21 protein-coding genes are annotated in these 25,150 nt (G+C 72.6%); 13 read left to right on the top strand and 8 right to left on the bottom strand.

Translation table 11 applies throughout. From position 1 onward, the window contains the following. Positions 1 to 41: 41 nt before the first annotated feature. The 5 genes from ACGFXC_RS15395 to ACGFXC_RS15415 form a co-directional block, all read right to left on the bottom strand. Positions 42 to 1,022 carry an alpha/beta fold hydrolase gene (locus ACGFXC_RS15395; RefSeq protein WP_393712966.1) on the bottom strand — a complete coding sequence of 327 codons (981 nt, stop codon included), beginning with the start codon at positions 1,020 to 1,022 and terminating at the stop codon, positions 42 to 44. After that, entirely contained in the window at positions 1,019 to 1,477 is a 459-nt protein-coding gene (locus tag ACGFXC_RS15400; RefSeq protein WP_393712968.1) for a phage holin family protein, read from the bottom strand. Before ACGFXC_RS15400 ends, ACGFXC_RS15395 begins: the two co-directional genes overlap by 4 nt. A gap of 55 nt (positions 1,478 to 1,532) precedes the next feature. After that, the gene (nhaA, locus tag ACGFXC_RS15405; protein ID WP_393712970.1) at positions 1,533 to 3,032 is read right to left on the bottom strand and encodes a Na+/H+ antiporter NhaA; all 1,500 of its coding nucleotides are present in this window, start codon (positions 3,030 to 3,032) and stop codon (positions 1,533 to 1,535) included. Between the two features lie 255 nt (positions 3,033 to 3,287). Continuing rightward, complete coding sequence (acs, locus tag ACGFXC_RS15410; protein ID WP_393712972.1) at positions 3,288 to 5,285, bottom strand: acetate--CoA ligase; 1,998 nt, start codon at positions 5,283 to 5,285, stop codon at positions 3,288 to 3,290. 201 nt (positions 5,286 to 5,486) lie between these two features. Beyond that, positions 5,487 to 7,973, bottom strand: a complete 2,487-nt coding sequence (locus ACGFXC_RS15415) for a SulP family inorganic anion transporter (protein WP_393712974.1) — start codon at positions 7,971 to 7,973, stop codon at positions 5,487 to 5,489. Positions 7,974 to 8,206: 233 nt separating this feature from the next. Between ACGFXC_RS15415 and ACGFXC_RS15420 the strand changes: the two genes are divergently transcribed. Further along, positions 8,207 to 9,517, top strand: coding sequence for a hypothetical protein (locus tag ACGFXC_RS15420; protein WP_393712976.1), 1,311 nt, complete (start codon positions 8,207 to 8,209; stop codon positions 9,515 to 9,517). Here the strand turns inward: ACGFXC_RS15420 and ACGFXC_RS15425 are convergent. Beyond that, positions 9,474 to 10,484: an ATP-binding protein gene (locus ACGFXC_RS15425; protein WP_393712978.1), complete on the bottom strand. Its 1,011-nt coding sequence runs from the start codon at positions 10,482 to 10,484 to the stop codon at positions 9,474 to 9,476. The two genes, ACGFXC_RS15420 and ACGFXC_RS15425, sit on opposite strands and share 44 nt — an antisense overlap. 109 nt (positions 10,485 to 10,593) lie before the next feature. On the opposite strand from ACGFXC_RS15425, the gene ACGFXC_RS15430 reads away from it, so the two are divergent. Beyond that, positions 10,594 to 11,427 (top strand): oxidoreductase, encoded by an 834-nt coding sequence (locus ACGFXC_RS15430; protein ID WP_393712980.1) that lies wholly within the window; start codon positions 10,594 to 10,596, stop codon positions 11,425 to 11,427. A 419-nt stretch (positions 11,428 to 11,846) separates the two neighbouring features. Here ACGFXC_RS15430 and ACGFXC_RS15435 read toward each other — a convergent pair whose 3' ends face one another. Further along, complete coding sequence (locus ACGFXC_RS15435) at positions 11,847 to 12,710, bottom strand: HAD family hydrolase (RefSeq protein ID WP_393712982.1); 864 nt, start codon at positions 12,708 to 12,710, stop codon at positions 11,847 to 11,849. Positions 12,711 to 13,198: 488 nt separating this feature from the next. On the opposite strand from ACGFXC_RS15435, the gene ssd reads away from it, so the two are divergent. The 7 genes from ssd to ACGFXC_RS15470 are packed head-to-tail and all read left to right on the top strand — an operon-like array spanning position 13,199 to position 18,148. Next, the gene (gene ssd, locus ACGFXC_RS15440; RefSeq protein ID WP_393713198.1) at positions 13,199 to 14,377 is read left to right on the top strand and encodes a septum site-determining protein Ssd; all 1,179 of its coding nucleotides are present in this window, start codon (positions 13,199 to 13,201) and stop codon (positions 14,375 to 14,377) included. Further along, complete coding sequence (locus ACGFXC_RS15445) at positions 14,374 to 15,522, top strand: TadA family conjugal transfer-associated ATPase (RefSeq protein WP_393712983.1); 1,149 nt, start codon at positions 14,374 to 14,376, stop codon at positions 15,520 to 15,522. The genes ssd and ACGFXC_RS15445 overlap by 4 nt, the downstream gene beginning before the upstream one ends. Further along, positions 15,519 to 16,400 carry a type II secretion system F family protein gene (locus ACGFXC_RS15450; RefSeq protein ID WP_393712985.1) on the top strand — a complete coding sequence of 294 codons (882 nt, stop codon included), beginning with the start codon at positions 15,519 to 15,521 and terminating at the stop codon, positions 16,398 to 16,400. Before ACGFXC_RS15445 ends, ACGFXC_RS15450 begins: the two co-directional genes overlap by 4 nt. Next, entirely contained in the window at positions 16,400 to 17,188 is a 789-nt protein-coding gene (locus tag ACGFXC_RS15455; protein ID WP_393712987.1) for a type II secretion system F family protein, read from the top strand. The genes ACGFXC_RS15450 and ACGFXC_RS15455 overlap by 1 nt, the downstream gene beginning before the upstream one ends. A 60-nt stretch (positions 17,189 to 17,248) precedes the next feature. Next, complete coding sequence (locus ACGFXC_RS15460; protein WP_393712989.1) at positions 17,249 to 17,446, top strand: DUF4244 domain-containing protein; 198 nt, start codon at positions 17,249 to 17,251, stop codon at positions 17,444 to 17,446. A gap of 34 nt (positions 17,447 to 17,480) precedes the next feature. Next, complete coding sequence (locus ACGFXC_RS15465; protein ID WP_393712991.1) at positions 17,481 to 17,810, top strand: TadE family type IV pilus minor pilin; 330 nt, start codon at positions 17,481 to 17,483, stop codon at positions 17,808 to 17,810. Further along, positions 17,807 to 18,148, top strand: coding sequence for an Rv3654c family TadE-like protein (locus ACGFXC_RS15470; protein ID WP_393712993.1), 342 nt, complete (start codon positions 17,807 to 17,809; stop codon positions 18,146 to 18,148). Before ACGFXC_RS15465 ends, ACGFXC_RS15470 begins: the two co-directional genes overlap by 4 nt. A gap of 76 nt (positions 18,149 to 18,224) precedes the next feature. On the opposite strand, the gene ACGFXC_RS15475 is transcribed toward ACGFXC_RS15470, so the two are convergent. After that, complete coding sequence (locus ACGFXC_RS15475) at positions 18,225 to 20,717, bottom strand: DEAD/DEAH box helicase (protein WP_393712995.1); 2,493 nt, start codon at positions 20,715 to 20,717, stop codon at positions 18,225 to 18,227. 81 nt (positions 20,718 to 20,798) lie between these two features. On the opposite strand from ACGFXC_RS15475, the gene bldG reads away from it, so the two are divergent. From bldG to ACGFXC_RS15495, 4 genes are all read left to right on the top strand, one after another. Next, positions 20,799 to 21,140 (top strand): anti-sigma factor antagonist BldG, encoded by a 342-nt coding sequence (gene bldG / locus ACGFXC_RS15480; protein ID WP_393712997.1) that lies wholly within the window; start codon positions 20,799 to 20,801, stop codon positions 21,138 to 21,140. A gap of 113 nt (positions 21,141 to 21,253) precedes the next feature. Continuing rightward, entirely contained in the window at positions 21,254 to 21,700 is a 447-nt protein-coding gene (locus tag ACGFXC_RS15485) for an ATP-binding protein (RefSeq protein WP_393712999.1), read from the top strand. Between the two features lie 246 nt (positions 21,701 to 21,946). Next, positions 21,947 to 24,349 carry a sodium-translocating pyrophosphatase gene (locus ACGFXC_RS15490; RefSeq protein ID WP_393713001.1) on the top strand — a complete coding sequence of 801 codons (2,403 nt, stop codon included), beginning with the start codon at positions 21,947 to 21,949 and terminating at the stop codon, positions 24,347 to 24,349. Between the two features lie 173 nt (positions 24,350 to 24,522). Next, complete coding sequence (locus ACGFXC_RS15495) at positions 24,523 to 25,077, top strand: small secreted protein (protein WP_393713005.1); 555 nt, start codon at positions 24,523 to 24,525, stop codon at positions 25,075 to 25,077. Positions 25,078 to 25,150 lie beyond the last annotated feature (73 nt).

A 25,150-nucleotide genomic window follows, 5' to 3' on the forward strand; every position in this document is an offset into this window, starting at 1 on the left:
GGACCGGTACGGCAGCCGCCCGGAGCCGGGCGGACGGCCCGTCAGCGGTCGGGCTCGGGGTCCTTCAGCCAGTTCACCAGCTCGGTGGAGAACGCCGCCGGGTCCTCCTCGTGCGGGAAGTGCCCCAGGCCGTCGAAGAGCCGCCAGCGGTAGGGGGCTTCGACGTACTCCCCGGAACCGGCGGCGCTGCGGGTGCGCATCACCGGGTCGAGCGAGCCGTGCAGGTGCAGCGTCGGCACCCGTACGGGCCGCTTCATCCGCCGGTAGAACTGCAGTCCGTCGGGCCGGGCCATCGAGCGCATCATCCAGCGGTAGGGCTCGATCGAGCAGTGCGCGGTCGAGGGGATGCACATCGCCCTGCGGTACACGGCGAGGGCCTCCTCGTCGGCGCCCTCCGAGCCGTCGGCCTGGAGCCGGGGCCCGGACCACTCCCGGATCAGCTCGCCCACCAGGGCCCCGTCGTCGGCGACCAGCTGCCGCTCGGGGACGAACGGCCGCTGGAAGCCCCAGACGTGGGAGCTCGCCCGGGTCTGCCCGAAGTCGGCCAGCATCGCCGAGCGCCAGCGGCGCGGGTGCGGCATGGAGGAGACGACCAGCCGGCGCACCAGCTTGGGCCGCATCACGGCCGCCGTCCAGGCGAGGTAGCCGCCCAGGTCGTGCCCGACGAGGGCGGCGTCCGGCTCGCCGAGGGAACGGATGACCCCCGTGATGTCCAGCGCCAGGTTCGCGGGGTCGTAGCCGCGCGGAGTGCGGTCGCTGCCGCCCACCCCGCGCAGGTCCATCGCCACCGCGCGGTACCCGGCGTCCGCGAGCGCGGTCAGCTGGTGCCGCCAGGTCCACCAGAACTGCGGGAACCCGTGCAGCAGGAGGACCAGCGGGCCGTCGCCGAGCTCCGCGACGTGGAAGCGGGCCCCGTTCGCGGCGACGTCCCGGTGGGTCACGGCCCTGCCGCCGGGAAGGTCGATCCGGACCGCCGAAGCAGCGGTGGGCGCAGGGCCGGAGTCCGGCGAGGGGGCTGTCATGAAGACGAGCGTGCCACACCCACGGCCTGGTCACTCACCGGCCGCGGGTGCGGCTTGACGGTGCTGACGACGGCGGCCGTCCGCTTGACGGAGTCGATGGTCTTCACCGGCGGCTTGACCTTCTTGAACTTCGCCATGGCGAGCAGCCCGATCAGGCCCGCGAGCAGCCAGAACGCGCCGCCGACGATGAGGAAGGACCACGCCAGGCCGAGGCCGAGATTGTGGATCCCGTAGGCCGCGGCGAAACTCAGTACGGGGAGGGAGAACAGCAGCAGCACGCCGGCCACGACGGCCGCCCCGCTGCCGATTCCCGCGCGCTTGACGTCCTGCTTGATCTCGACCTTGGCGAGGGCGATCTCGTCGTGCACCAGGGCCGACATCTCGGCGGTGGCCGAGGCGACCAGCTGGCCGAGCGTGCGCTCGGCTCCCGGAGCCCCTTGGTCCACTGCGCTCATCTCTGATCTCCCTCTGTCGTCTGCTGCCGGCGGCTGTCCTGCGTCGTCAGTCAGATCATGCCGGACGGTCGGCGCCGGTGCTGGACCCGCCCGCCGGTTCGCCGTCCGGTTCGCCCGCCGGTCCGTCCGGGGATCCGTCCGGGGATCCGGGCGCCGGGGCGTCCAGCGGTCCGCGGGCCGCGGCGGCCGCGGCCGCCGCCCGGCGGCGGTGCCCGGCGGCCTTGTCCTCGTGGATCTTCGCCATCCGCAGGTGGTACGCCGGGTTGTCCTGTTCGTAGATGTCCGGGATCCCGTCGAGGTCCTCGTCGCGCTCCTCGTCCTCGGTCAGCTTCCGGTAGCGGCGGTTGCGCATCTTGAGCATGACGCTCGCGACGATCGCCGCGATCAGGGAGCCGAGCAGGACGGAGGCCTTGATCTCGTCGGTCAGTACGGGATCGTCGGTGAAGGCCAGTTCGCCGATCAGCAGGGAGACGGTGAAGCCGATGCCGGCCAGGGAGGCCACGGCCAGGACGTCGGGCCAGGCGAGGTCCTCGTTGAGTTCGGCCTTGGTGAAGCGGGCGGCGAGCCAGGTCCCGCCGAAGATGCCGACCGTCTTGCCGACGACCAGGCCGAGGACCACGCCGAGGGTCTCGGGGCGGGTGAAGACCTGCGCGATGGCCTCGTCGGAGAGCGAGACACCGGCCGAGAAGAGGGCGAAGAGCGGGACGGCCAGGCCGGCGGAGACCGGCCGGACGAGGTGCTCGATGTGCTCGCCGGGGGAGTGCTCCTCGCCCTCCGCGCGGGTGCAGCGCAGCATCAGGCCCATCGCCACGCCGGCGATGGTCGCGTGGACGCCGCTGTTGTACATCAGGCCCCAGATGACCAGGGCCAGCGGGACGTACACGTACCAGCCGCGCACGCCGACGCGCAGCAGGAACCAGAAGAGGACCAGGCCGAGGACGGCCCCGCCGAGGGCGAGGAAGTTCAGCTCGCTGGTGAAGAACACCGCGATGATCAGGATGGCGAAGAGGTCGTCGACGACGGCCAGGGTCAGCAGGAAGGCGCGCAGCGCGGACGGCAGCGAGGTGCCGATGACCGCGAGGACGGCGAGCGCGAAGGCGATGTCGGTGGCGGTCGGAACCGCCCATCCGCCGAGCGAGCCGCCGCCCGCCGTGTTGACCAGGACGTAGACCAGCGCGGGCGCGGCCATGCCGCACAGGGCGGCGATGACCGGGAGGGCGGCGGCCTTGGCGTCGCGCAGGTCGCCCGCGACGAGCTCGCGCTTGAGCTCGATGCCGGCGACGAAGAAGAAGACCGCGAGCAGGCCGTCGGCCGCCCAGTGCTGGAGCGAGAGGTCCAGGCCGAGGGCCGCCGGTCCGATGTGGAAGGACCGCACGCGTTCGAAGCTGTCGGCCAGCGCGGGGATGTTCGCCCAGGTGAGCGCGGCGATGGCGGCCACCAGGAGCAGGACGCCGCCCACGGTCTCGGTGCGCAGCGCGTCGGCGACGAAGCGGCGCTCGGGCAGGGAGAGCCTGCCGAGGAACTTCTGGCGGGTGCTGGGCGGGGGCGTGGCCACGGTGGGGAACCTCCGGGTGGTCGACGGCATGGCAAATGCAGTTGCCGACCAGACTTCCCGGCGCACCCTGAGGTCTCTCGGAGTTCCCGGACTTCCCGTGACTCCTGGAGAACGTCAGTCATTGACGTTTCCTTGACCTTACAGGGCGTGCGCGGTCGTATCAGGTGATCTTCACCTTAAACGGGAGGAGGGCGCCCGGCGCGTTGTGCGCCGGACGCCCTCCGGGCCTGGGCCCGCCCGCAGATCCGCCGCCGGTCAGTCCTCGCTGGCGGCGCTGGGCAGCTTGGTCTGGATCAGGTCCATGACCGAGGAGTCCGCCAGAGTGGTGACGTCACCGACCGCGCGGTCCTCCGCGACGTCGCGCAGCAGGCGCCGCATGATCTTGCCGGACCGGGTCTTCGGCAGCTCCTGCACCGGGACGATCCGCTTCGGCTTGGCGATCGGGCCGAGCGTGGCGCCCACGTGGTTGCGCAGCTCGCCGACCAGGGTGTCGGTCTCGGTGGCGCTGCCGCGCAGGATCACGAAGGCCACGATGGCCTGGCCGGTGGTCTCGTCCTTGGCGCCCACGACGGCCGCCTCGGCGACGGCGGGGTGCGAGACGAGCGCCGACTCCACCTCGGTGGTCGAGATGTTGTGGCCCGACACGAGCATCACGTCGTCGACCCGGCCGAGCAGCCAGATGTCGCCGTCGTCGTCCTTCTTGGCGCCGTCGCCCGCGAAGTACGTGCCCTCGAAGCGGGACCAGTAGGTGTCGACGAACCGCTGGTCGTCGCCCCAGATGGTGCGCAGCATCGACGGCCACGGCTCGGTGAGGACGAGGTAGCCGCCCCCGCCGTTGTCGACCTCACGGCCCTCGTCGTCCACGACGGTGGCACCGATGCCGGGCAGCGCGCGCTGCGCGGAGCCGGGCTTGGTCTCGGTGACGCCCGGCAGCGGGGCGATCATCATGGCGCCGGTCTCGGTCTGCCACCAGGTGTCCACGATCGGGCAGCGGTCGCCGCCGATGTGCTTGCGGTACCAGATCCAGGCCTCGGGGTTGATCGGCTCGCCGACCGAGCCCAGCACGCGCAGGCTCGACAGGTCGAACTTCGCGGGGATGTCGTCGCCCCACTTCATGAACGTACGGATCGCCGTGGGCGCGGTGTACAGGATGGTGACGCCGTACTTCTGCACGACCTCCCAGAACCGGCCCTGGTGCGGGGTGTCCGGCGTGCCCTCGTACATCACCTGGGTGGCGCCGTTGGCGAGGGGTCCGTAGACGATGTAGGAGTGCCCGGTGACCCAGCCGATGTCGGCGGTGCACCAGTAGACGTCGCTCTCCGGCTTGAGGTCGAAGACGGCGTGGTGGGTGTACGCCGCCTGCGTGAGGTAGCCGCCCGAGGTGTGCAGGATGCCCTTCGGCTTCCCGGTGGTGCCCGAGGTGTACAGGATGAAGAGCGGGTGCTCGGCGTCGAAGGCCTGCGGGGCGTGCTCGGTGGACTGGCGGCCGACCGCGTCGTGCCACCAGACGTCCCGGCCCTCGGTGAAGGCGGTGTCCTGGCCGGTCCGGCGGACCACGAGCACGTGCTCGACCTGCGGACACTTGGCGACGGCCTCGTCGATGGCGGGCTTGAGCGCGCTGGGCTTGCCGCGCCGGTAGCCGCCGTCGGCGGTGATCACCAGCTTGGCGTCGGCGTCCTGGATGCGGGAGGCGACGGCGTCGGCGGAGAAGCCGCCGAAGACCACCGAGTGCGCGGCGCCGACGCGGGCGCACGCGAGCATCGCGACGACCGCTTCGGGGATCATCGGCAGGTAGACGGCGACCCGGTCGCCGGCCCGGACACCGAGCTCGGTGAGGGCGTTGGCGGCCTGCGAGACCTCGTCCTTGAGCTGGGCGTAGGTGATCGAGCGGCTGTCGCCGGGCTCGCCCTCGAAGTGGAGGGCCACGCGGTCGCCGTTGCCGGCCTCGACGTGCCGGTCCACGCAGTTGTACGCCACGTTCAGCTTGCCGTCGGCGAACCACTTCGCGAAGGGCGGGTTGCTCCAGTCGAGCGTTTCCGTCGGCTCGGTGTCCCAGGTCAGCCGCCGGGCCTGCTCGGCCCAGAAGCCCAGCCGGTCCGCGTCGGCCTGCGCGTACGCCCCCTCGGTCACGTTGGCGGCGGCGGCCAGAGCGGCGGGCGGTGCGAACCGGCGCTCCTCTTTGAGCAGATTGGCCAGGCTGTCATTGCTCACGACATCTCCCTTTCCCAGGGTGTCCGTTGTGTCCCCGGGCATAGCTCATCAGGTCAGACGCCCAGGTGACAAGGGGTAGCCGAGAATTGGTTTAGACCTATACCACGACTGGGCCCGCACGCCGCGGGCGCGCCCGGTCCGCATCCGCGGGCCGCGCGCAGCGGCCCCCTCCCGCTTCAGTGGCGGGAGGGGGCCAACGGCTTGCACGGATACGGGAGGGTATCGGTTCGGGAGGGATGTCGGTCAGGCGTTCTGGCCCACGCTGTCGAAAACCCGACAGTCGAAGAAGTCCTCGCCCTCCGACAGCAGGTACGCCTGGGCCTCGCCCACGTGGAAGTACATCCCGTGCAGCTCCAGTGTGCCCTCGGCGAGCCGGCGGGCCACGGACTCGTGCGCCCGCAGGTGCTCCAGCTGCTGCACCACGTTGGTCAGGCACAGCTGCTCCACGGCGTCCGCAGGCAGGCGGCCCGCGATCCGGGCCCAGGCGTGGTGGCGGCTGGCCATCCGCTCCAGGCTCGGCAGCCCGTGCCGCAGCCAGCGGCGCAGCGGTGTCATCGGGGCTGCGGGGTGGGAGTTCAGCAGGGCCTGCATGGCCCCGCAGCCCGAGTGCCCGCACACGGTGATGCTGTCCACCTGGAGGACGTCCACGGCGTACTCGATGGCCGCCGCGACCGAGTCGTCAGTGGCCTCGGCGCCGGGCAGCGGGACCAGGTTGCCCACGTTGCGGACGGTGAACAGGTCCCCAGGGCCGCTGGCCGTGATCATGCTGGTCACCAGGCGGGAGTCCGCGCAGGTCAAGAAGAGCTGCGAGGGCCGCTGACCCTCCCGGGCCAGCCGGGCCAGCTCGTCACGGACGTGCGGGGCGGTGTCCCGCTGGAAGGCGCCGATCCCGCTGGCGAGTTGACCCGCGCCCCGGCGCCGGGGCGCGGCCGCCACGGCGTCCGGGGGCTCGGCGGCGCTGGGGATCGCGGCGGTCACCTCGCCGGGGGCCGCCGGATGCGGGGCGTGCGGGGTGCGGTGGTCGCAGTGGTTCTGCCAGGGGGTCCACGGCCGGCAGCAGTGGTGCGCCCCCCGTCCCTCGCTCCGGTGGCCGCCCGCTCCGCCGATCGCGGTGCTCCCGCCGGCCGTTTCCCGCCCGGCTCCGGAGGGGGAGCCCGGGCCGGCTTCCGGGCCGGTTCCGGTCGGCGCCGTTGCGACCGTCCGCGCGGGCCCGCCGCGGGAGATGGCGGCCCCGGCCCGGCCGGTGAGCTCCGTGGAGCCCCCGTGCGCGTCGTGGGAGTCCTGCCAGTCCTGGAGGATCTCGTAGGCCGCGTGGTCGATGAACGAGCCGTCCAACTCGACCACTGCGTGCCCCCCGTGGGGGATCGAGTTCAGGACCCGGCTCAGGCGCGGAACGGCGAGGAAGGTCAACTGCCCGCGCGCCCGCACCCGGTGGATGCCGTCCACCACCTCCAGGGTGATCCGCGTGCGCGCCAGCCGGTGCATGGCCAGGGCCACGGCGACGGCGATGCCGACGGCGACGCCCTCCAGCACCCCGCCCAGCACCACGGCCACGATGGTGGCCGCGTAGACGAGGAGTTCCCGGTAGCGGGTGACGGTCCTCAGGTGCGTGATGCTGACCACCTGGATGCCGACGGCCAGGACCAGCGCCGCCAGCGCCGCCAGCGGGATCAGGTCGAGCACCGGGACGAGCAGCCCGGCGGCGAGCACCACCCACAGGCCGTGCAACATGGCTGATTTCCTGCTTACGGCACCGGCCTTGACGTTCGCGGCGCTGCGCACGGCCACGGCGGCGACGGGCAGTCCGCCGAGCATCCCGGAGACGATGTTGGCCGCGCCCTGCCCGCGCAGTTCGCGGTCGAGGTCGGCGCGGGGCGGGCGTTCTCCCGTACCGCGCGCGGAGGCGATCAGCTTGTCGGTGGCGACCGAGGACATCAGGGACTCGACGCTGCCGACGAGGGTGATGGTCAGCACGGCGGCGATGATCCCGAGCACCGGCCCCTGCGGCAGTTCCGGCAGGGCGTGACCGCTCCAGGACGGCAGGTCCACCCGGGGCAGTTCGAGCCCCGCCAGGGCGGCGAAGGCGGTCGCCGCGGCGACCGCCGCCAGAGCGGCGGGCACCTTGCGCAGGGCCCGGCCGACCGGTCCGGGGACGCGGGACCAGCCCAGCAGCACACAGAGCGTCAGCGCGCTCACCCCGAGCGCGGCCGGATGCAGATCGGCCAACTGGGCGGGCAGCCCGCTCACGTTGGCGACCGCCGAGCTCTGCGGGGTGCCGCCGAGCACGATGTGCAGCTGGGCCAGCGCGATGGTCACGCCGATGCCGGCCAGCATCCCGTGCATGATCGCCGGACTGACCAGCAGGGCCGAGCGGGCGGTCCGCAGGAAGGCCAGTCCGAGCTGGCAGCAGCCGGCCAGCACCGTGATCGCGCAGGTGGTGCGCCAGCCGTAGTGCTGGATCAACCCGGCCGTCACCACGGTGAGTCCGGCGGTCGGGCCGCTCACCTGGAGCGGGGCGCCGCCGAGCCGGCCGGCCACGATCCCGCCCACCGCCGCAGCCACCAGCCCCGCTTGCAGGGGGGCTCCGGTGGCCAGGGCGATGCCCAGCGAGAGGGGGAGGGCGATCAGGAAGACGGCGACGGAGGCGGACAGGTCCGCCTGGAGCCCCTTGGGGCGCGGTCCGCCGTGGCCGGGGCCTTTGGTCAGGGAGGGGGGTGTGGCTGTCGTCATGGGGTCCCGTCTCCTCGGGGAGGGGTGAAGCGGCGGGAGTCTCAACACTCGGTAAATGGATGGTAATGGGGAGTAAAGGCAGGTGGTGGGGAATACGGGCAAATGGGCTACGAATTAGCACTCAGGGGTGATTAGGCATTTTGTCTGGCTTGTCACACCTTCCTTAAAGCGGACCGCATGGGACGTTGCGTCGCGGAAGTCCAGCGATGGAACTGCGAGGGAGAGGTGTGCGGATGATCGCCGCCACGAAGAAGATCGCCGGCGGCCTGGTCGCCACGGCCCTGGTCCTGGGCGTTGCCGGGTGCAGCACCTCCGAGCCGGTGAAGCCCGGCGCCCCCGGCGGCCAGAGCGGGAAGAAGGGCCCCGCCGTCCAGGAGGCCCCCGGCAGCGTCAACCGCCCCATCGGCGACGGCTCCACGGCCTACACCGGCGCGCAGCCGAACGTGCGGAAGCCGGAGAAGCTCAAGCCGGGCGAGAAGCCCCCGCAGTTCGTGGTGTTCTCGTGGGACGGGGCCGGCGAGGACAGCCAGAAGCTCTTCTCGCACTTCCGTGAGGTCGGCAAGCAGTACAACGCCCGGATGACCTACTTCCTCAGCGGCGTCTACATGCTCCCGGAGGAGAAGCGTTCGCTCTACACCGCGCCACAGCACTCCCCGGGCCTGTCCGACATCGGCTTCGGCGACGTCCAGGGCATCAAGGACACGGCCACCCAGGTCCGCGAGGCCTGGCTGGAGGGCAACGAGATCGGCACCCACTTCAACGGCCACTTCTGCGGGCCCGACGGGGGCGTCGGCACCTGGTCGGTGGAGGAGTGGAAGAGCGAGATCAACCAGGCCAAGTCGTTCGTCAAGAGCTGGAAGACGAACACCCCGGCCCTCAAGGACACGGCGGCGCTGCCCTTCGACTACGACAAGGAGATGGTCGGCGCCCGCACCCCCTGCCTCGAAGGCCAGAAGAACTTCATGCTGGCGGCCAAGGACATGGGCTTCCGCTACGACTCCAGCGGCATCAGCAAGCAGATCTGGCCCAAGAAGACGGACGGTCTCTGGGACATCCCGCTCCAGCTGGTGCCCATGCCGGGACGTGCCTTCGACACGCTGAGCATGGACTACAACTACATGGTCAACCAGTCCGGGACGACCACGCAGGGCGACCCCACCCAGCACGAGTACTGGGGCGACCAGATGCGCGACGGCCTGCGCCAGGCCTTCGACCGGGTCTACCAGGGCAACCGGGCGCCGCTGATCATCGGCAACCACTTCGAGTCCTGGAACGGCGGCACCTACATGCGTGCCGTCGAGGAGTCCATCAAGACCATGTGCACCAAGCCCGAGGTCCGCTGCGTGCCCTTCCGCGAGCTGGCCGACTGGCTGGACGCGCAGGACCCCAAGACCCTGGAGTGGATGCGCGGCCTCGACGTCGGCCAGACCCCCAAGGAGGGCTGGACGGAGTTCCTCACCGCGGGGCCGCCGCCCGCGCCGCCGACGGCCCCGGCCGCGGTCAAGCCGGCTGAGGAGCAGGCCGGGGCGTCGGACGAGGGCTGACCAGGGCCTCGTGCAGGACGAAGCCGGGGTCGATCTGGTCCGCCAGGTCCACCCCGGTCTTGGCGTTGCCCCAGCTCTCCGCGTTGCGGAGGTGGAAGTGCACCATCTGCTCGGTGTACCGGTCCCAGTCGCGGTCGGCGTAGGAGTCCTCGGCGGCGTCCTGGAGGGCCTGGAGCGCGAGCCGGTTGGTGGCCTCCAGCAGCTCGAACCGGGCCGGCCGGCCCTTCTCCATCGCCCGCACCCAGTCGGAGTGCCCGAAGGTGACGAGCAGGTCCTCGCCCACCTCGTCCTGGAGGAACTCGATGTCCTCCGGCCCCTGCACCTTGTTCCCGACCACCTTGAGCGCGACCCCGAAGTCCCGCGCGTACTCCTTGTACTGGCGGTAGACGGAGACGCCCTTGCGGGTCGGCTCGGCGACGAGGAACGTCACGTCGAAGCGCGTGAACATGCCCGAGGCGAAGGAGTCGGAGCCCGCCGTCATGTCGACGACCACGTACTCCTCCGGGCCGTCGACCAGGTGGTTGAGGCAGAGCTCGACCGCGCCGACCTTCGAGTGGTAGCAGGCCACCCCGAGGTCGGCCTCGGTGAACGGCCCCGTGGCCATCAGCCGTACGGGATCGCCGTCGAGCTCCAGGGTGCGCGCGCAGGCCTCGTACACCGGGTTGTCCTCGGTGACCCGCAGCAGACGCGAACCGGCGCCGGGCGGGGTGGTCTTGATCATGCTGTCGGCGGAGGCGATGCGGGGGTTCGAGCCCCGCAGGTACTCCTTGATGAGGGGCAGGTGCGCACCCAGGGCGGGCAGCGCGGCCGCCTCGTCCTCGTCGAGCCCGAGGGCCGCTCCGAGGTGCTGGTTGATGTCGGCGTCCACGGCGACGACGGCGGCTTCATTGGCTGCGAGGTGGCGGATGAAGAGGGAGGACAGCGTCGTCTTCCCGCTGCCGCCCTTTCCCACGAAAGCGATCTTCATGTTCACGAAGCGTAGTGGAACGACTGCGGGGTGTGGTCGAGGTGAGTGAAGAAGACCACTCCAAGGAGGGGTCGGTGCCAGGGCCGCGCAGTGCGTAGGCTCCCTACTTATGAGTAGCCCTTCCGACCCGCTGGCGGCCCTCGGCTCCCTGCCGGGCGTCGCAGAGTCCGTGGATTCCGTACGCAAGGCCGTGGACCGGGTCTACGGGCACCGCGTCATGCGCCGGCGCGGTGCGGAGATCACCTCCGAGGCCGCGCTGCGCGGCGCCCGCGGGAGCGCGGCACTGTCCGGGGCCGACTGGGCGCTGGAAGAGGTGCGCCGCCGGACCGACTTCGGTACGGAGGAGCAGGCGCTGACGGTGGGCGCGGCCCTGCGCCTGACCGCCGAGGCGGGGCAGCTGCTGAGCATCTGGCGCCAGTCGCCGCTCCGGGTCCTGGCGCGGCTGCACCTGGTGGCGTCCGGCTCGACCGGTGCCGGTGCCGGTGCCGGGGATGTGGTGGGCCGGCCGCGGCTGGCCGGCGAACCGGTGGACGAACCCCTGGTGGAGTTCCCGCTGCCCGGCGCCGACGAGGTCGCGGGGCGCCTGGACGGCCTGTCCCGACTGATCATCGCGGGCGGCTCTGCTCCCGCCCTGATCACGGGCGCGGTGGTGCACGGTGAACTGCTGGCCCTGCGGCCCTTCGGCACCCACAACGGGCTGGTCGCGCGCGCCGCCGAGCGGATCGTGCTGATCAACAGCGGCCTCGACCCGAAGGCGATCTGCCCGGCGGAGGTCGGACACGCCGAACAGGGGGCGCAGGCCTACCTGGAGGCCTTCGGGGGCTACGTGTCCGGGACCCCGGAAGGAATGGCGGCCTGGATCGCGCACTGCGGCCGGGCGATCGAGCTCGGGGTGCGCGAGTCGACGGCGGTCTGCGAGGCGCTCCAGCGCGGAGCGGCCTGACGCCGCCGCGCGGCGCGGGCCGGACATGGGTTGCGGCGACACCGCACTGCTCTGGTGTCGCCGCTGGCATTCGCGCCCAGTTACCAAGCGTCCTCGAAATATGCCCATCAGGTCGGGAACTCTGCCCGGTTACCTGGTGCGGCTGGCCCGTAATCGACGGGTCGACGTCGCGTGGGTGCTCGGCGTTCATGCTTCGGTCCGTGGGCCTTGCTGCGTTGTAAAGATGATCCTCTCGGATGTTCTTTGGTCTCGCGGGCCGTTGACTCCTTTGTACTCCGCTTCCGAGTGGAGCGAAACCCCTGACCGGAGTTCTTTACTTTTCGGGGCGATTAAGGGCGATTCGGACACTCCGTATCGCCCCGAGCCGGGGCATTCCGGTGCCGGGGCGACTGGGCGACTGGGCGTCCGGGAGTCCGGGGTCAGGCTGAGGTGGCTGCTGCCCGCCGGCGACTCGCGTACCAGACGAGCCCGGCCGTGGCCGCGGCCGCTCCGACCGCCGCCGCGGCGACGAGGGCGGGCCGCGCCGGCATCGACAGTCCGGGCAGCCGCTGCTTCAGCCGCACCGGCTTGCTGAACACCAGCACCGGCCACTCCCGCGCCACCGCTTCACGGCGCAGCGCCCGGTCCGGGTTGACCGCGTGCGGATGCCCGACGGCTTCGAGCATCGGCACATCGGTGAACGAGTCGCTGTACGCGTAGCAGCGGGAGAGGTCGTACCCCTCGGACTCCGCGAGCTCGCGCACCGCCTCGGCCTTGGTGGGACCGTAGGCGTAGTACTCGATCTCCCCGGTGAAGCAGCCGTCCTCGCCGACCACCATGCGGGTGGCCACGACCCGGTCGGCGCCGAGCATCTCGCCGATCGGCTCGACGACTTCGGCACCCGAGGTCGACACGATCACCACATCGCGGCCCGCGGTGTGGTGGGCCTCGATGAGGGACGCGGCCTCGTCGTAGATGATCGGGTCGATCAGATCGTGGAGCGCTTCGGCGACGATCTCGCGGACCTGCTGCACGTTCCACCCCTTGCAGAGGGCGGACAGGTACTCGCGCATCCGCTCCATCTGGTCGTGGTCGGCGCCGCCGGCCAGGAAGATGAACTGCGTGTACGCGGTGCGCAGCACGGCCCGCCGGTTGATCAGGCCGCCCTGGTAGAAGGACTTGCTGAACGTCAGGGTGCTGGACTTCGCAATGACCGTCTTGTCCAGGTCGAAGAAGGCGGCGGTCCGAGGCGAGGAGTGCGGCAAGGGCTGATTTTCCACGCACCGAGCATATGCGCCCACCATTCGGCGTAAGGTGTGGCGCGTGGGTTTGCCTGAGAGGGCTCTCGGGTACACCATGGAAGTCACGGATCGTTCGCGACCGTGCTAACCCGGTCTGGCTCCTCCCCCCCCGAGTCGGACCGTGGGGACGACCCCCGCTCTCCCCCCCGGCGGGGGTCGTCGCATGTCCGGACGCGGTTCGCGTCCCGTGCCTTCGGCCTTCAGTGATCATCTGCCCGGCCCTCCCTCTTCGGCGGGCCCGCCGATCGCAGGCCCTCACTCCTCGAACTCGTCACGCTGCGTAGTGGTTCCGGCGCGCTCTGGAACTCACCCGAGTGGGTGGCGAAGTTATTCACAAGGGCCTTCTTGTCCACAGTTTTTGAGCAAGATCCACTTCCTTTTCCGGATCGCTGCACCGTGATTCCAGCCGCGAAGTCCGCGGCTCGTGGATTTGCGGCGAGAAGGAGGCGGAGATCGTGGCTGGATCGAAGTCGTGTGAAGCACCGGAGCCCGTGGCGGCCGGCGGGGGCGGGCTGCCCGCCCGTGCGCTCGGGGCCGGGGCCGGCGGTGGCCGGCCGTTGATCATCACCGAGGATCCGCTGCTGCTCGACGACCTGCTGCGGCTGTGCGCCGCCGCGGGCGCCGAACCGCACGTGCACCACGCGGTGCCGGAGCAGAGCGGAGGCGGTGGTGACCGTGGTGGCGGGAGTGACGCGGGCGTACGGGGCGGGTCCGGGCCGCGCGGTGAGCCGGGATGGGAATCGGCCCCGCTCGTCCTCGTCGGGGACGACGCCGCCGGGCGCGTGAGCGGAGCGCCGCGCCGGGACGGGGTGTTCCTCGTCGGCCGGGATCTCGACGACCCTCGCGTGTGGCAGCGGGCGGTGGAGATCGGCGCCGAGGAGGTGCTGCGGCTGCCCGATGCCGAGGGCATGCTCGTGGACCGCATCGCCGATGTGGTGGAGGGAGCCGGACGCCCCGCCCTGACGGTCGGCGTGATCGGCGGCAGTGGTGGGGCGGGTGCCTCCACCCTGGCCTGCGCCCTCGCGCTGCGGGCCGTCCGGACCGGCCGGCGCACCATCCTCATCGACGGGGATCCGCTCGGCGGCGGCATGGACGTCATGCTCGGCGGCGAGTGCACCGAAGGACTGCGCTGGCCTGACTTCGCCGCCTCGCGCGGCCGGGTCGGAGCCGGCGCGCTGGAGGAGTCCCTGCCCGAACTGCACGCGCTGCGGGTACTGAGCTGGGACCGCGGGGACCGGGTGGTCGTGCCCCCCGCCGCGATCCGGTCCGTCGTCGCCGCCGCGCGCAGGCGGGGCGGGGTGGTGGTGGTCGACCTGCCCCGCCGGGTCGACGAGGCCGTGGCGGAGGTGCTGGCCCAACTGGACCTGGTGCTGCTCGTGGTGCCGGGCGAACTGCGGTCGGTGGCCGCGGCGGGGCGGGTGGCCGCCGGAGTGCGGATGGTGGCCCGGGACGTGCGGGTCGTCGTACGGGGGCGCTGCCGGGAAGGGCTCGACGCCGAAGCCGTGGCCCGGCTGCTGGGCGCGCCGCTGGCCGGGGAGGTGCCGGTGGAGGTGGGACTTCCGGGGCGGGTCGCCGAGGGGGAACCGCCGGGTGCGCGCGGCCCGCTGGCCCGGTTCTGCGACGGATTCTGGCAGCGGGTGCTCGGCCCCGCACAGGGGGTGCCGGCATGAGCGCGGTACTGCTGGACGAGGTGCGCCGCCATCTGGCCGAGAGCGGGGCCGAGCCCACCCCGGCCCGGGTGGCCGCGGCCCTGCGGGCCCGGGGCCGACTGCTCGGTGACGCCGAAGTGCTCGGCGTGGCCGAGGAATTGCGCTCGGAACTGGTGGGCGCCGGGCCACTGGAGCGGTTGCTCGCCGACCCCGAGGTCACCGATGTCCTGGTGGCCGCTCCGGACCGGGTGTGGGTGGACCGGGGTGGCGGGCTGGAGCTGACGGAGGTGACCTTCGCCGATGCCGAGGCCGTGCGCAGGCTGGCCCAGCGGCTGGCCGCCGTCGCCGGGCGGCGGTTGGACGATGCCCGGCCCTGGGTGGACGCCCGGCTGCCGGACGGCACCCGGCTGCACGCCGTGCTGCCCCCGGTATCCGTCGGATCGGCCTGCCTGTCGCTGCGGGTGGTGCGGCCCAAGGCGTTCACGCTGGACGAGCTGGTGGCCGCCGGGACCCTGCCGCCCGGCGGGCAGCGGCTGCTGCGGGCCATGGTCGAGGCACGGCTGTCCTTCCTCGTCTCCGGCGGGACCGGGACGGGCAAGACCACCCTGCTCAGCGCCCTGTTGGGGCTGGTCGGACCGGGTGAGCGGATCGTGCTGGCCGAGGACTCCGCCGAACTGCGCCCCGACCATCCGCACGTGGTGCGGCTGGAGACCCGGCCGGCCAATCAGGAGGGAGCCGGGCTGGTCACCCTGGCCGATCTGGTGCGTCAGGCCCTGCGCATGCGGCCCGACCGGCTGGTGGTCGGCGAGGTCCGGGGCGCGGAGGTGGCCGACCTGCTCGCCGCCCTGAACACCGGGCACGAAGGCGGCTGCGGCACGGTGCACGCCAATGCCGCGGCGCACGTGCCCGCACGGCTGGAGGCGCTGGGGACGGCCGCAGGGCTCGACCGGGCCGCCCTGCACAGCCAGTTGGCGGCGGCGCTGACCCTGGTGGTCCACCTGGTCCGGGACCGGGCGGGGCGCCGCCGCCTGGCCGAGGTCCACGTCCTGGAGCGGGATCCGGCTGGGCTGGTGGTGACCGTTCCGGCGCTGCGCTGGGGCAGCCGGGGCTTCCTGCGGGAGCGGGGCTGGGCGCGGCTGGGGCCGCTGCTGGGAGGTGCGCGGTGAGCCCCGGGGCGCCGGGGGCGGTGCCCGTCCTCGCGGGGGCGCTGTGTGCCGGGGCGGCCGCCTGGGTGCTGGCCGGCGCGGACCGGCTGCCCCGGCGGGCCCGGCTGGTGCTCGCCGGGGGCGGGCCGGTGGCGCCGGGCGGCCCGTCGCCCGGGCGGCTGCTGGCCCTGCTGCGGGTGCGGGCCGCACGGGGGCGGGAGTGGGCCGCGCTGCCGGCGGGGCTGGTGGTCGCCGCCTTGGGCGGCTCGGTGATTCCGCTGGTGCTGGGGGCGCTCGCGGTGCCCCTGGTGCGGCGCGGGCTGCGGGCGCGCGAGCGGGAACGGGCGCGCGCGGCCCGGGCGGCGGAGGTGGTGGCGCTGTGCGGCGCCGTGGTGGGCGAGCTGCGGGCGGGCTCGCAGCCCGGACAGGCGCTGACGGCGGCCATGCGCCGTACGGCCGCCGGTCCCGGAGGCCCGGGCGCGGCCCAGGCGGCGGCGCTCGCCGCGGCGGCCTTCGGCGGGGACGTGGCCGCCGCGCTGCGCGAAGCGGCCCGGGAGCCGGGCGCGGAGGGGCTGGCCGCGATGGCGGCCTGCTGGCGGGTCTCCGTGGACGGTGGCGCGGGCCTGACATCCGGACTGGACCGGCTGGAAGGGGCGTTGCGGGCCGAACGGGACCGGCAGGAGTCATTGCGGGCCCAGCTGGCCGGAGCCAGGTCGACGACGGTGGTGCTCGCGCTGCTGCCGGTGGTGGGGCTGCTGATCGGTACGGGGCTGGGTGCGGACCCGCTGCGGGTGCTGCTGCACACCCCGGTCGGGTGGGGCTGTCTGTTGGCGGGCGGGGTGCTGGAGGCGCTGGGACTGCTGTGGTGCCGGCGGATCGTGCGGACGGGGGAGCGGTGATGGGCGCCGGAGTGGTCCACAGGCTGGGGATGGCGCTGTGTCTGGCGCTGGGGGCGTGGAGTCTGGTGACGGGATGCGCGGCCCGGCTGCGGCGGCGGGCGCGGCGGCGCAGATGCGCGGGGCTGTTCCCCGTGAAGGCGGAGCGGCGGTGGCCGGTGTGGCGGGCCCGGGCCCGGGCCCGGGCGGCGCCCGCCGTCTGGGCGGGACCGGCCGGGGCCCTGCTGGCGTGCTGGCTGCTGATCGGCGGGGCGGTGGGCGCGCTGACCGGGTGTGCGGCGGCGTTCGGGGCGTGGCGGCTGCTCGCCCGCTCCCGGGCCGCGCCGCCGGCCGGGGTCGACCCCCGGGAGGCCGAGGGGCAGTTGCCCTTCGCCGCCGACCTCCTCGCGGCCTGTCTGGCGGCGGGCGCGGGGCCCGTGGAGGCGGCCGAGGCGGTGGGGGAGTCGCTGGGCGGTCCGGTGGGCGAACGGCTGGCCCTCGCGGGGGCGGAGTTGCGACTCGGGGGCGAACCAGGCTCCGCGTGGGGGCGGTTGGCGCGGGTCCCGGGCGCCCGGGACCTGGCGGAGTGCCTGGAGCGGGCCGCGCGGACCGGGGCTCCGGCCGCGGAACCGGTCTCCCGTCTGGCGGCGGCGCTCAGGGCGGACCGGGCGCGGCGGTCGGGCGCCCGGGCGCAGCGGGCGGCGGTGCTCGTCACCGCGCCGGTGGGGCTGTGCTTCCTCCCCGCCTTCCTCGCGGTCGGGGTGGCGCCGGTGGTGATCGCAATGGCCTCCGGACTGCTGTCGGACCGCTGAAAGAACGACTCGGATCACATCTGAAATCACATCAAGAACGTAATCCCACAGGAGGTTGTCATGAGGATCATCTGGATGCGTGTGCGGACGGTGCTGAACGGCCGCTCGGGCGACGCGGGAATGTCGACTTCGGAATACGCCATGGGCACGATCGCGGCCTGTGCGTTCGCCGCCGTTCTGTACAAGGTGGTGACGAGTGACGTGGTCGCGGCGGCCCTTCAGTCGACCATCGGGAAGGCGCTCGATGCACCGTTCTGAGCGAAATCCGGGGGGAATCCGGGACCGGGGATATGTGACGGCGGAGGCCGCCCTGATCATTCCGGCGCTGGTGCTGTTCGCGGCGCTGCTGGTGTGGGCCCTGATGGCGGCCGCGGCGCAGATCCGGTGCGTGGACGCCGCGCGGGCCGGTGCCCGGGCGGCGGGCCGCTCGGAGCCTGCGGAGGCGGCCGTGGCGGCCGCCCGGGAGGCGGCCCCTCCGGGGTCCCGGGTGGAGCTGGAGCGCTCGGGAGACCTCTGGCGGGTCCGGGTCGAGGCCCCGGCGCCGGGGCCGGCCGGGCTCCCGGTGCGGATCGGGGCGCTGGCGGTGGCCCTGGCGGAGGACAGCGTGGGGGCACCGCCGTGAGCCGGGACCGGGGCTCGGCGACGGTGTGGGCCGCGGTGGTGGCCACGGCCCTGGTGGCGGTGTTCGGGGGCGTGCTGCTGCTCGGGCAGGCGGTGGTGGCCCGCCACCGGGCGGGGGCGGCCGCTGACCTCGCGGCGCTGGCGGCGGCGGCCACCTGGGCGCGCGGGCCGCAGGAGGCGTGTGCGGTGGCCGGGCGGGTGGCGCGGGCGCAGGGGGCGGCGGTGGTGCTGTGCCGGGTCGGGGGCGAGGTGACGGAGGTCACGGCCCGGGTCCGGGCGGGGCCCTTCGCCCCGGCGGTCCCGGCCCGCGCGGGCCCGCCGGTCCTCCCGGAGGGCTGAACGGCGCCGGCCCGCGGTTCCGGGGGCCGGGTCCCTCCCCGACGCCGCTCGCACCCCGGCAGGCCCCGGACCGGGCTCAGGACGTGGCCGGGTCGTCCGGGTCGGAGGGGGCGTCCGGGGCGTCCGGGGCGGGGGTGAGGAGGTGGGTCAGGAGGCGGAGGGCGCCGCGTTTGTGGAGGGGGTCGTTGCCGTTGCCGCACTTGGGTGACTGGATGCAGGAGGGGCAGCCCGCCTCGCACTCGCAGGCGGCGATGGCGTCCCGGGTGGCCGCGAGCCACGCCCGGGCGGTGTGGAAGCCCCGCTCGGCGAAGCCGGCGCCGCCGGGGTGGCCGTCGTAGACGAAGACCGTCGGGAGGAGGGTGTCGGGATGCAGCGGGACGGAGACCCCGCCGATGTCCCAGCGGTCGCAGGTGGCGAACAGGGGCAGCAGGCCGATGGAGGCGTGCTCGGCGGCGTGCAGGGCGCCGCCGAGGATCTCCGGGTTGATCCGGGCCTCGTCGAGCTGGTCCTCGGTGACCGTCCACCACACGGCCCGCGTGCGCAGGGTGCGCGGCGGCAGGTCCAGTTTGGCCTCGCCGAGCACCTCGCCGGTGATCAGTTTGCGCCGAAGGTAGGAGACGACCTGGTTGGTGACCTCCACGGAGCCGAAGCAGAGCCGGGCCGCCCCCCACGGGATCTCCTTCTCGGTCTCCAGGATGGCGATCGAGGTGGTGTCCCGGGCCGTGGTGGAGAACGGCGGGGAGGCCTCCTCGACGAGGGCCACCGAGTCCTCCAGGTCCAGGTGCTTCACCAGGTAGGTGCGGCCCTGGTGGAGGTGGACGGCCCCGTCGTGGACGGCGGTGTGGGAGGCCGACTCGTCCACGGTGCCCAGCAGCCGGCCCGTCGCGGCCTCGACGATCTGCACGGGGCGGCCGCCGCCGCCCCGGATGTCGGCGAGGTCGCAGGCCCGCTCCCGGCGGGTCCAGTGCCAGGCCGTGGCCCGCCGCCGCAGCAGCTTCGCCGCCTCCAGCTGGGGCAGGAGCTCGCGCGCGGCGGGGCCGAAGAGCTCCAGGTCGGGCTCGGTCAGCGGGATCTCGGAGGCGGCCGCGCACAGGTGCGGGGCCAGGACGTACGGGTTGTCGGGGTCCAGGACGGTGGCCTCCACCGGCTGCCGGAAGAGGGCCTCGGGGTGGTGGACCAGGTAGGTGTCCAGGGGGTCGTCGCGTGCGATCAGCACGGCCAGGGCGCCCTGCCCCGCCCGCCCGGCCCGGCCCGCCTGCTGCCACAGGGAGGCCCGCGTGCCCGGGTAGCCGGTGATCAGCACCGCGTCCAGGCCGGACACGTCGATGCCCAGCTCCAGGGCGGTCGTGGCGGCCAGTCCCAGCAGGTCACCGGAGTGCAGGGCGGCCTCCAGGGCGCGCCGTTCCTCCGGCAGGTAGCCGCCCCGGTAGGCCGCGACACGCCGGGGCAGCGACCGGTCCACCTCGGCGAGCCGTTCCTTGGCGATCACGGAGATCAGCTCGGCGCCGCGCCGGGAGCGCACGAAGGCCACCGTGCGCACGCCCTGCGCGACCAGGTCGGTCAGCAGGTCGGCGGTCTCGGCGGTCGCCGTACGGCGCACCGGGGCGCCCTTCTCGCCCTTCAGGTCGGTCAGCGGCGGCTCCCACAGGGCGAAGACCACCTCGCCGCGCGGGGAGGCGTCGTCGGTGACCTCGGTGACCGGCACGCCCGTCAGCCGGGACGCGGCGGCCGCCGGGTCGCTCGCGGTGGCGGAGGCCAGCAGGAAGACCGGCTCGGAGCCGTAGCGGGCGCACAGCCGGCGCAGCCGCCGCAGGACCTGGGCGACGTGGGAGCCGAACACTCCGCGGTAGGTGTGGCACTCGTCGATCACGACGTAGCGCAGCGCCTTCAGGAAGGACGACCAGCGCGGATGGGAGGGCAGGATCCCCCGGTGCAGCATGTCGGGGTTGGTCAGCACGTAGTTCGCGTACTGGCGCACCCACTCGCGTTCCTCGAAAGGGGTGTCCCCGTCGTACACGGCGGGGCGTACGGCGTTCCCGAGGGGCGCGGAGAGCCCTCGCACCGACCGGCGCTGGTCGGCGGCCAGAGCCTTGGTCGGAGCCAGGTAGAGGGCCGTCGCACCCCTGCCGTTGGGGGCCTCGGCGCCGTCGGCGAGCGCGGAGAGCACCGGGGCGAGGTAGGCCAGGGACTTGCCGGAGGCGGTGCCGGTGGCGACGACCACGGACCGGCCGTCCAGGGCGTGCTCGGCCGCCGCGGCCTGGTGTTCCCACGGATGTTCGACTCCGGCGGCCTGGATGGCGGCCACGACATCCGTTCGGATGCGGTCGGGCCAGACCGCATGACGACCCGCCCGAGGGGGCAAGTGCTCCGTATGGGTGATGCGCGCAGCTCGGGAAGGCCCCCGTGAGAGACGGTCCAGGACCGTGCCGGGAGTGGGTCGTGGGTCCGCCGCGGCCGTGGCCGGACCGGGGCGGTGAGTGTTGGCCATTGGAACCGAGTGTGTCACCGGCGTGCGGGACAATGGACCCAAGGCGTCGTGCGCGCCTGCCGGTAAGTGATTGAATGCCATCGCGGCAGCCGATCCCTCCCCTACCTTCGGGTGGGGAGGCCCCTGGGGGGCGCCGCTCGATAGCAAGGTGCTGGAGGATCCGTGGACCTGTCCCTGTCGACTCGCACTGTCGGCGACCGCATGGTCGTAGAGGTCGGTGGCGAGATTGATGTGTATACCGCGCCCAAGCTGCGCGAGCAGTTGGTGGAGTTGGTGAACGACGGCAGCTACCACTTGGTTGTCGACATGGAGCGAGTGGACTTCCTCGACTCCACCGGCCTCGGTGTGCTCGTGGGAGGCCTCAAGCGCGTGCGCGCGCACGAGGGCTCGCTGCGTCTGGTCTGCAACCAGGAGCGCATCCTGAAGATCTTCCGGATCACCGGTCTGACCAAGGTGTTCCCGATCCACACCACGGTGGAAGACGCCGTCAGCGCCACCGACTGACGGCTCCCGGCGAGTGCCGCCACGGCGGCACCGAGCCGACGAGGAGAGGGGTACCGGACCGCGGTCGGTCCGGGCCCCTGTCAAGGCACGCCCGTAGTCCGAGGGGGACGCACATGGCCACCGTTGAACTGCGCTTCAGCGCCCAGCCCGAACACGTCCGGACGGCCCGCCTGGTCGCGGCCGCCGTGGCGCGCCGGGCGGGGGTGGAGGAAGCCGTCCTCGACGAGGTCCGCCTCGCCGTGGGCGAGGCCTGCTCGCGTGCCGTCGGACTGCACCGCAGCAACGGGCTGACCGCGCCGGTCCGGGTGGTGCTGACCGAGGAGGAGAAGGCTTTCTCCATCGAGGTCGGCGACGAGGTGCCCGGGCCGGCCGGCGGCAGCGCCGAAGCCGTGTCCGGGATCACCGCTGCCCTGGATCCGGATGTCGACAGCGAGGACGAGATGGGTCTCGCCGTGATCAGCGGCCTCGTGGACGACGTCTCGGTGACCGCCGGCGAGTTCGGCGGAACGATCCGGATGAGCTGGCCCGTCGCCGGAGGCGGCGCCCCGGACCTCCCGTAGCCCGCACCGTCCGTCGCCCCGTCGTATCTTCCGATCTTTATCAAGGCCCTGCTGAGCAGGGCCTTTTTTATTTCCGAACGACCGTCAATGCCTTTGTCCCATTACTTCTTTCGAGGGTAATGGAGTGACGTGATCTATTGGTGAGGAACGAGTGCAGGCCAATTCCGTTTCACGCCCACTGTTTTGATCGGGTCGCGCTCCCTACAATCCGTCCACATCTTGAGCTCATCACGTCAAGGAGGACGAATGACGGGGCTCTTCACCCCTATCGCGCCGGATCGCGTCAATGATCTGGCAGCCGCAGTACTGACCGATGACAATCGGCTCATCGTGTTCGTCATCGCCGGAGTCGCGCTGGCGGCCCTGGTCGTCGCGCAGATCCTGGTCCGCCAGGTGCTCGCCGCCGACGAGGGCACCGACAGCATGAAGAAGATCGCGGCGGCGGTCCAGGAAGGCGCCAACGCCTATCTCGGACGCCAGTTGCGCACCCTCGGCATCTTCGCCGTCGTGGTGTTCTTCCTGCTCTTCCTGCTCCCCGCCGACGACTGGACGCAGCGGGCGGGACGTTCCGCCTTCTTCCTCGTCGGCGCGCTCTTCTCGGCCACCACCGGCTACATCGGCATGCGCCTCGCGGTCCGCGCCAACGTGCGCGTCGCGGCCGCGGCCCGGGAGGCCACCCCGGCCGAGGGCGAACCCGCCAAGGACCTGACCGAGGTCTCCCACAAGGCGATGAAGATCGCCTTCCGGACGGGTGGCGTGGTGGGCATGTTCACCGTCGGCCTCGGACTGCTCGGCGCGTCCTGCGTCGTCCTGGTCTACGCCGCCGACGCCCCCAAGGTGCTGGAGGGCTTCGGCCTCGGCGCCGCGCTGATCGCGATGTTCATGCGCGTGGGCGGCGGCATCTTCACGAAGGCCGCCGACGTCGGCGCCGACCTGGTCGGCAAGGTGGAGCAGGGCATTCCGGAGGACGATCCGCGCAATGCCGCGACCATCGCCGACAACGTGGGCGACAACGTCGGCGACTGCGCGGGGATGGCGGCCGACCTCTTCGAGTCCTACGCCGTCACCCTGGTGGCCGCGCTGATCCTCGGCAAGGCCGCCTTCGGCGACCTGGGCCTGGCCTTCCCGCTGATCGTGCCCGCCATCGGCGTCGTCACCGCGATGATCGGCATCTTCGCGGTCGCGCCGAAGCGCTCCGACCGCAGCGGGATGACCGCGATCAACCGCGGGTTCTTCATCTCCGCCGTGATCTCCCTGGTCCTCGTCGGCATCGCCGTCTACGCGTACCTCCCGGCCACCTACAAGGAGCTCGTCGGCGTCGAGGACGCCGCCATCTCCGGCCACTCCGGGGACCCGCGCGTGCTGGCGGTGGTCGCCGTGGCCATCGGCATCGTGCTGGCGGCGCTCATCCAGCAGCTCACGGGCTACTTCACCGAGACCAACCGGCGCCCCGTGCGGGACATCGGCAAGTCCTCGCTGACCGGACCCGCCACCGTGGTCCTGGCCGGCATCTCCGTCGGCCTGGAGTCCGCCGTCTACACGGCGCTCCTGATCGGCCTCGGCGTCTACGGGGCGTTCCTGCTCGGCGGCACGTCGATCATGCTGGCGCTGTTCGCGGTGGCCCTGGCCGGCACCGGTCTGCTGACCACCGTCGGCGTCATCGTCGCGATGGACACCTTCGGGCCGGTCTCGGACAACGCCCAGGGCATCGCGGAGATGTCCGGGGACGTCGAGGGCGCGGGCGCGCAGGTGCTCACCGACCTCGACGCGGTCGGCAACACCACCAAGGCCATCACCAAGGGCATCGCCATCGCCACCGCCGTCCTGGCCGCGGCCGCGCTGTTCGGTTCGTACAACGACGCCATCGCCACCGCGGTCAAGTCGGTCGGGGCCAAGGCCAGCGAGATGAACCTCAGCCTGGACATCGCCCAGCCCAACAACCTGGTCGGGCTGATCCTCGGCGCGGCCGTGGTGTTCCTCTTCTCGGGCCTGGCCATCAGCGCCGTCTCCCGCTCCGCGGGCGCCGTCGTCTACGAGGTGCGCCGGCAGTTCCGCGAGCACCCCGGGATCATGGACTACACCGAGAAGCCCGAGTACGGGCGCGTCGTGGACATCTGCACCAAGGACGCGCTGCGCGAGCTCGCCACGCCCGGCCTGCTCGCCGTGCTGACCCCGATCGCGGTGGGCTTCTGCCTCGGCGTCGGCGCGCTGGGCTCCTTCCTCGCGGGCGCCATCGGCACCGGCACCCTGATGGCGGTCTTCCTCGCCAACTCCGGCGGCGCGTGGGACAACGCGAAGAAGCTCGTCGAGGACGGCCACCACGGCGGCAAGGGCAGCGAGGCCCATGCCGCGGTCGTCATCGGCGACACCGTCGGCGACCCGTTCAAGGACACCGCGGGCCCGGCCATCAACCCGCTGCTCAAGGTCATGAACCTGGTGGCCCTGCTGATCGCCCCGGCCGTCGTGCAGTTCAGCTACGGCGACGACGCCAGCGCGACCGTACGGGCCGTGGTCGCGGCCCTGGCCATCGCCGTCATCGTGGGCGCGGTCTACATCTCCAAGCGCCGCGGCATCGCCGTCGGCGACGAGGGTGACGACGGCGCCGCCGAGAGGGTGGCCCAGCCGGCCGGCCCGGCGGTGGTTTCCTGACCCTGCGGACGCCCCGTACGCGTCGGCCCCGGCCCTTGCGGCGGACCGGCTCGAAGATGCGCCCGAACGGCGGACGGGCGGCGCGGACTGACGCGCCGTCTGTCCGCCTTTGTGCGTACCCGGATGGAGGGCGTGTATCTTCCGGGCCGAGAGCCTTCGAAGGGACCAATCCGGTGAACAAGAAGCTTGCGGCCGCGGTGTCCGGCGGTGCGGTACTGATGCTCGTCCTGTCCGGCTGTGGTGGTGGGGACGACGGCGACAAGAAGGCCGACGCCTGGGCCAAGAAGGTCTGTGACAAGTGGGAGCCAGAGCTCACCAAGATCAAGAGCACCAATGACGAACTGAAGCGGGTGGCCAGTCAGAGCAGCAAGCCGGAGGAGGTCCAGAAGACCGACTCGGCCGCGTTCCAGACGCTGTCCGACGCCTACAAGACGATGGGCGGCGCCCTCTCGGGCGCCGGCGAAGCACCCGTCAAGGACACCAAGGCCGCCCAGGACGCGGTGGTGAAGAGCTACGGGGAGATCTCCAAGGGCTACACCGATCTCAAGACGAAGATCGACGCGCTCGACGCGAAGGACCAGTCGAAGTTCGCGGAGGGCCTCCAGCAGGTCGCCGGGGGCCTCACCGAGATCGCGGCCAACGAGACCGCGAGCAAGGAGAAGCTCAACTCGACCGGCCTGAAGGTCATCTACAGCCAGAAGGGCTGCCAGGTCTCCAGCAAGGGCTGAGTGCGTACGCCGTCCGGGGCGGCCGGGACCCCAACGGGCCCGGCCGCCCCGGTGCGTGCGGGGGCCGCGCCCC

It is taken from the genome of Streptomyces sp. NPDC048507, from assembly GCF_043199995.1.
Lineage (GTDB): Bacteria > Actinomycetota > Actinomycetes > Streptomycetales > Streptomycetaceae > Streptomyces.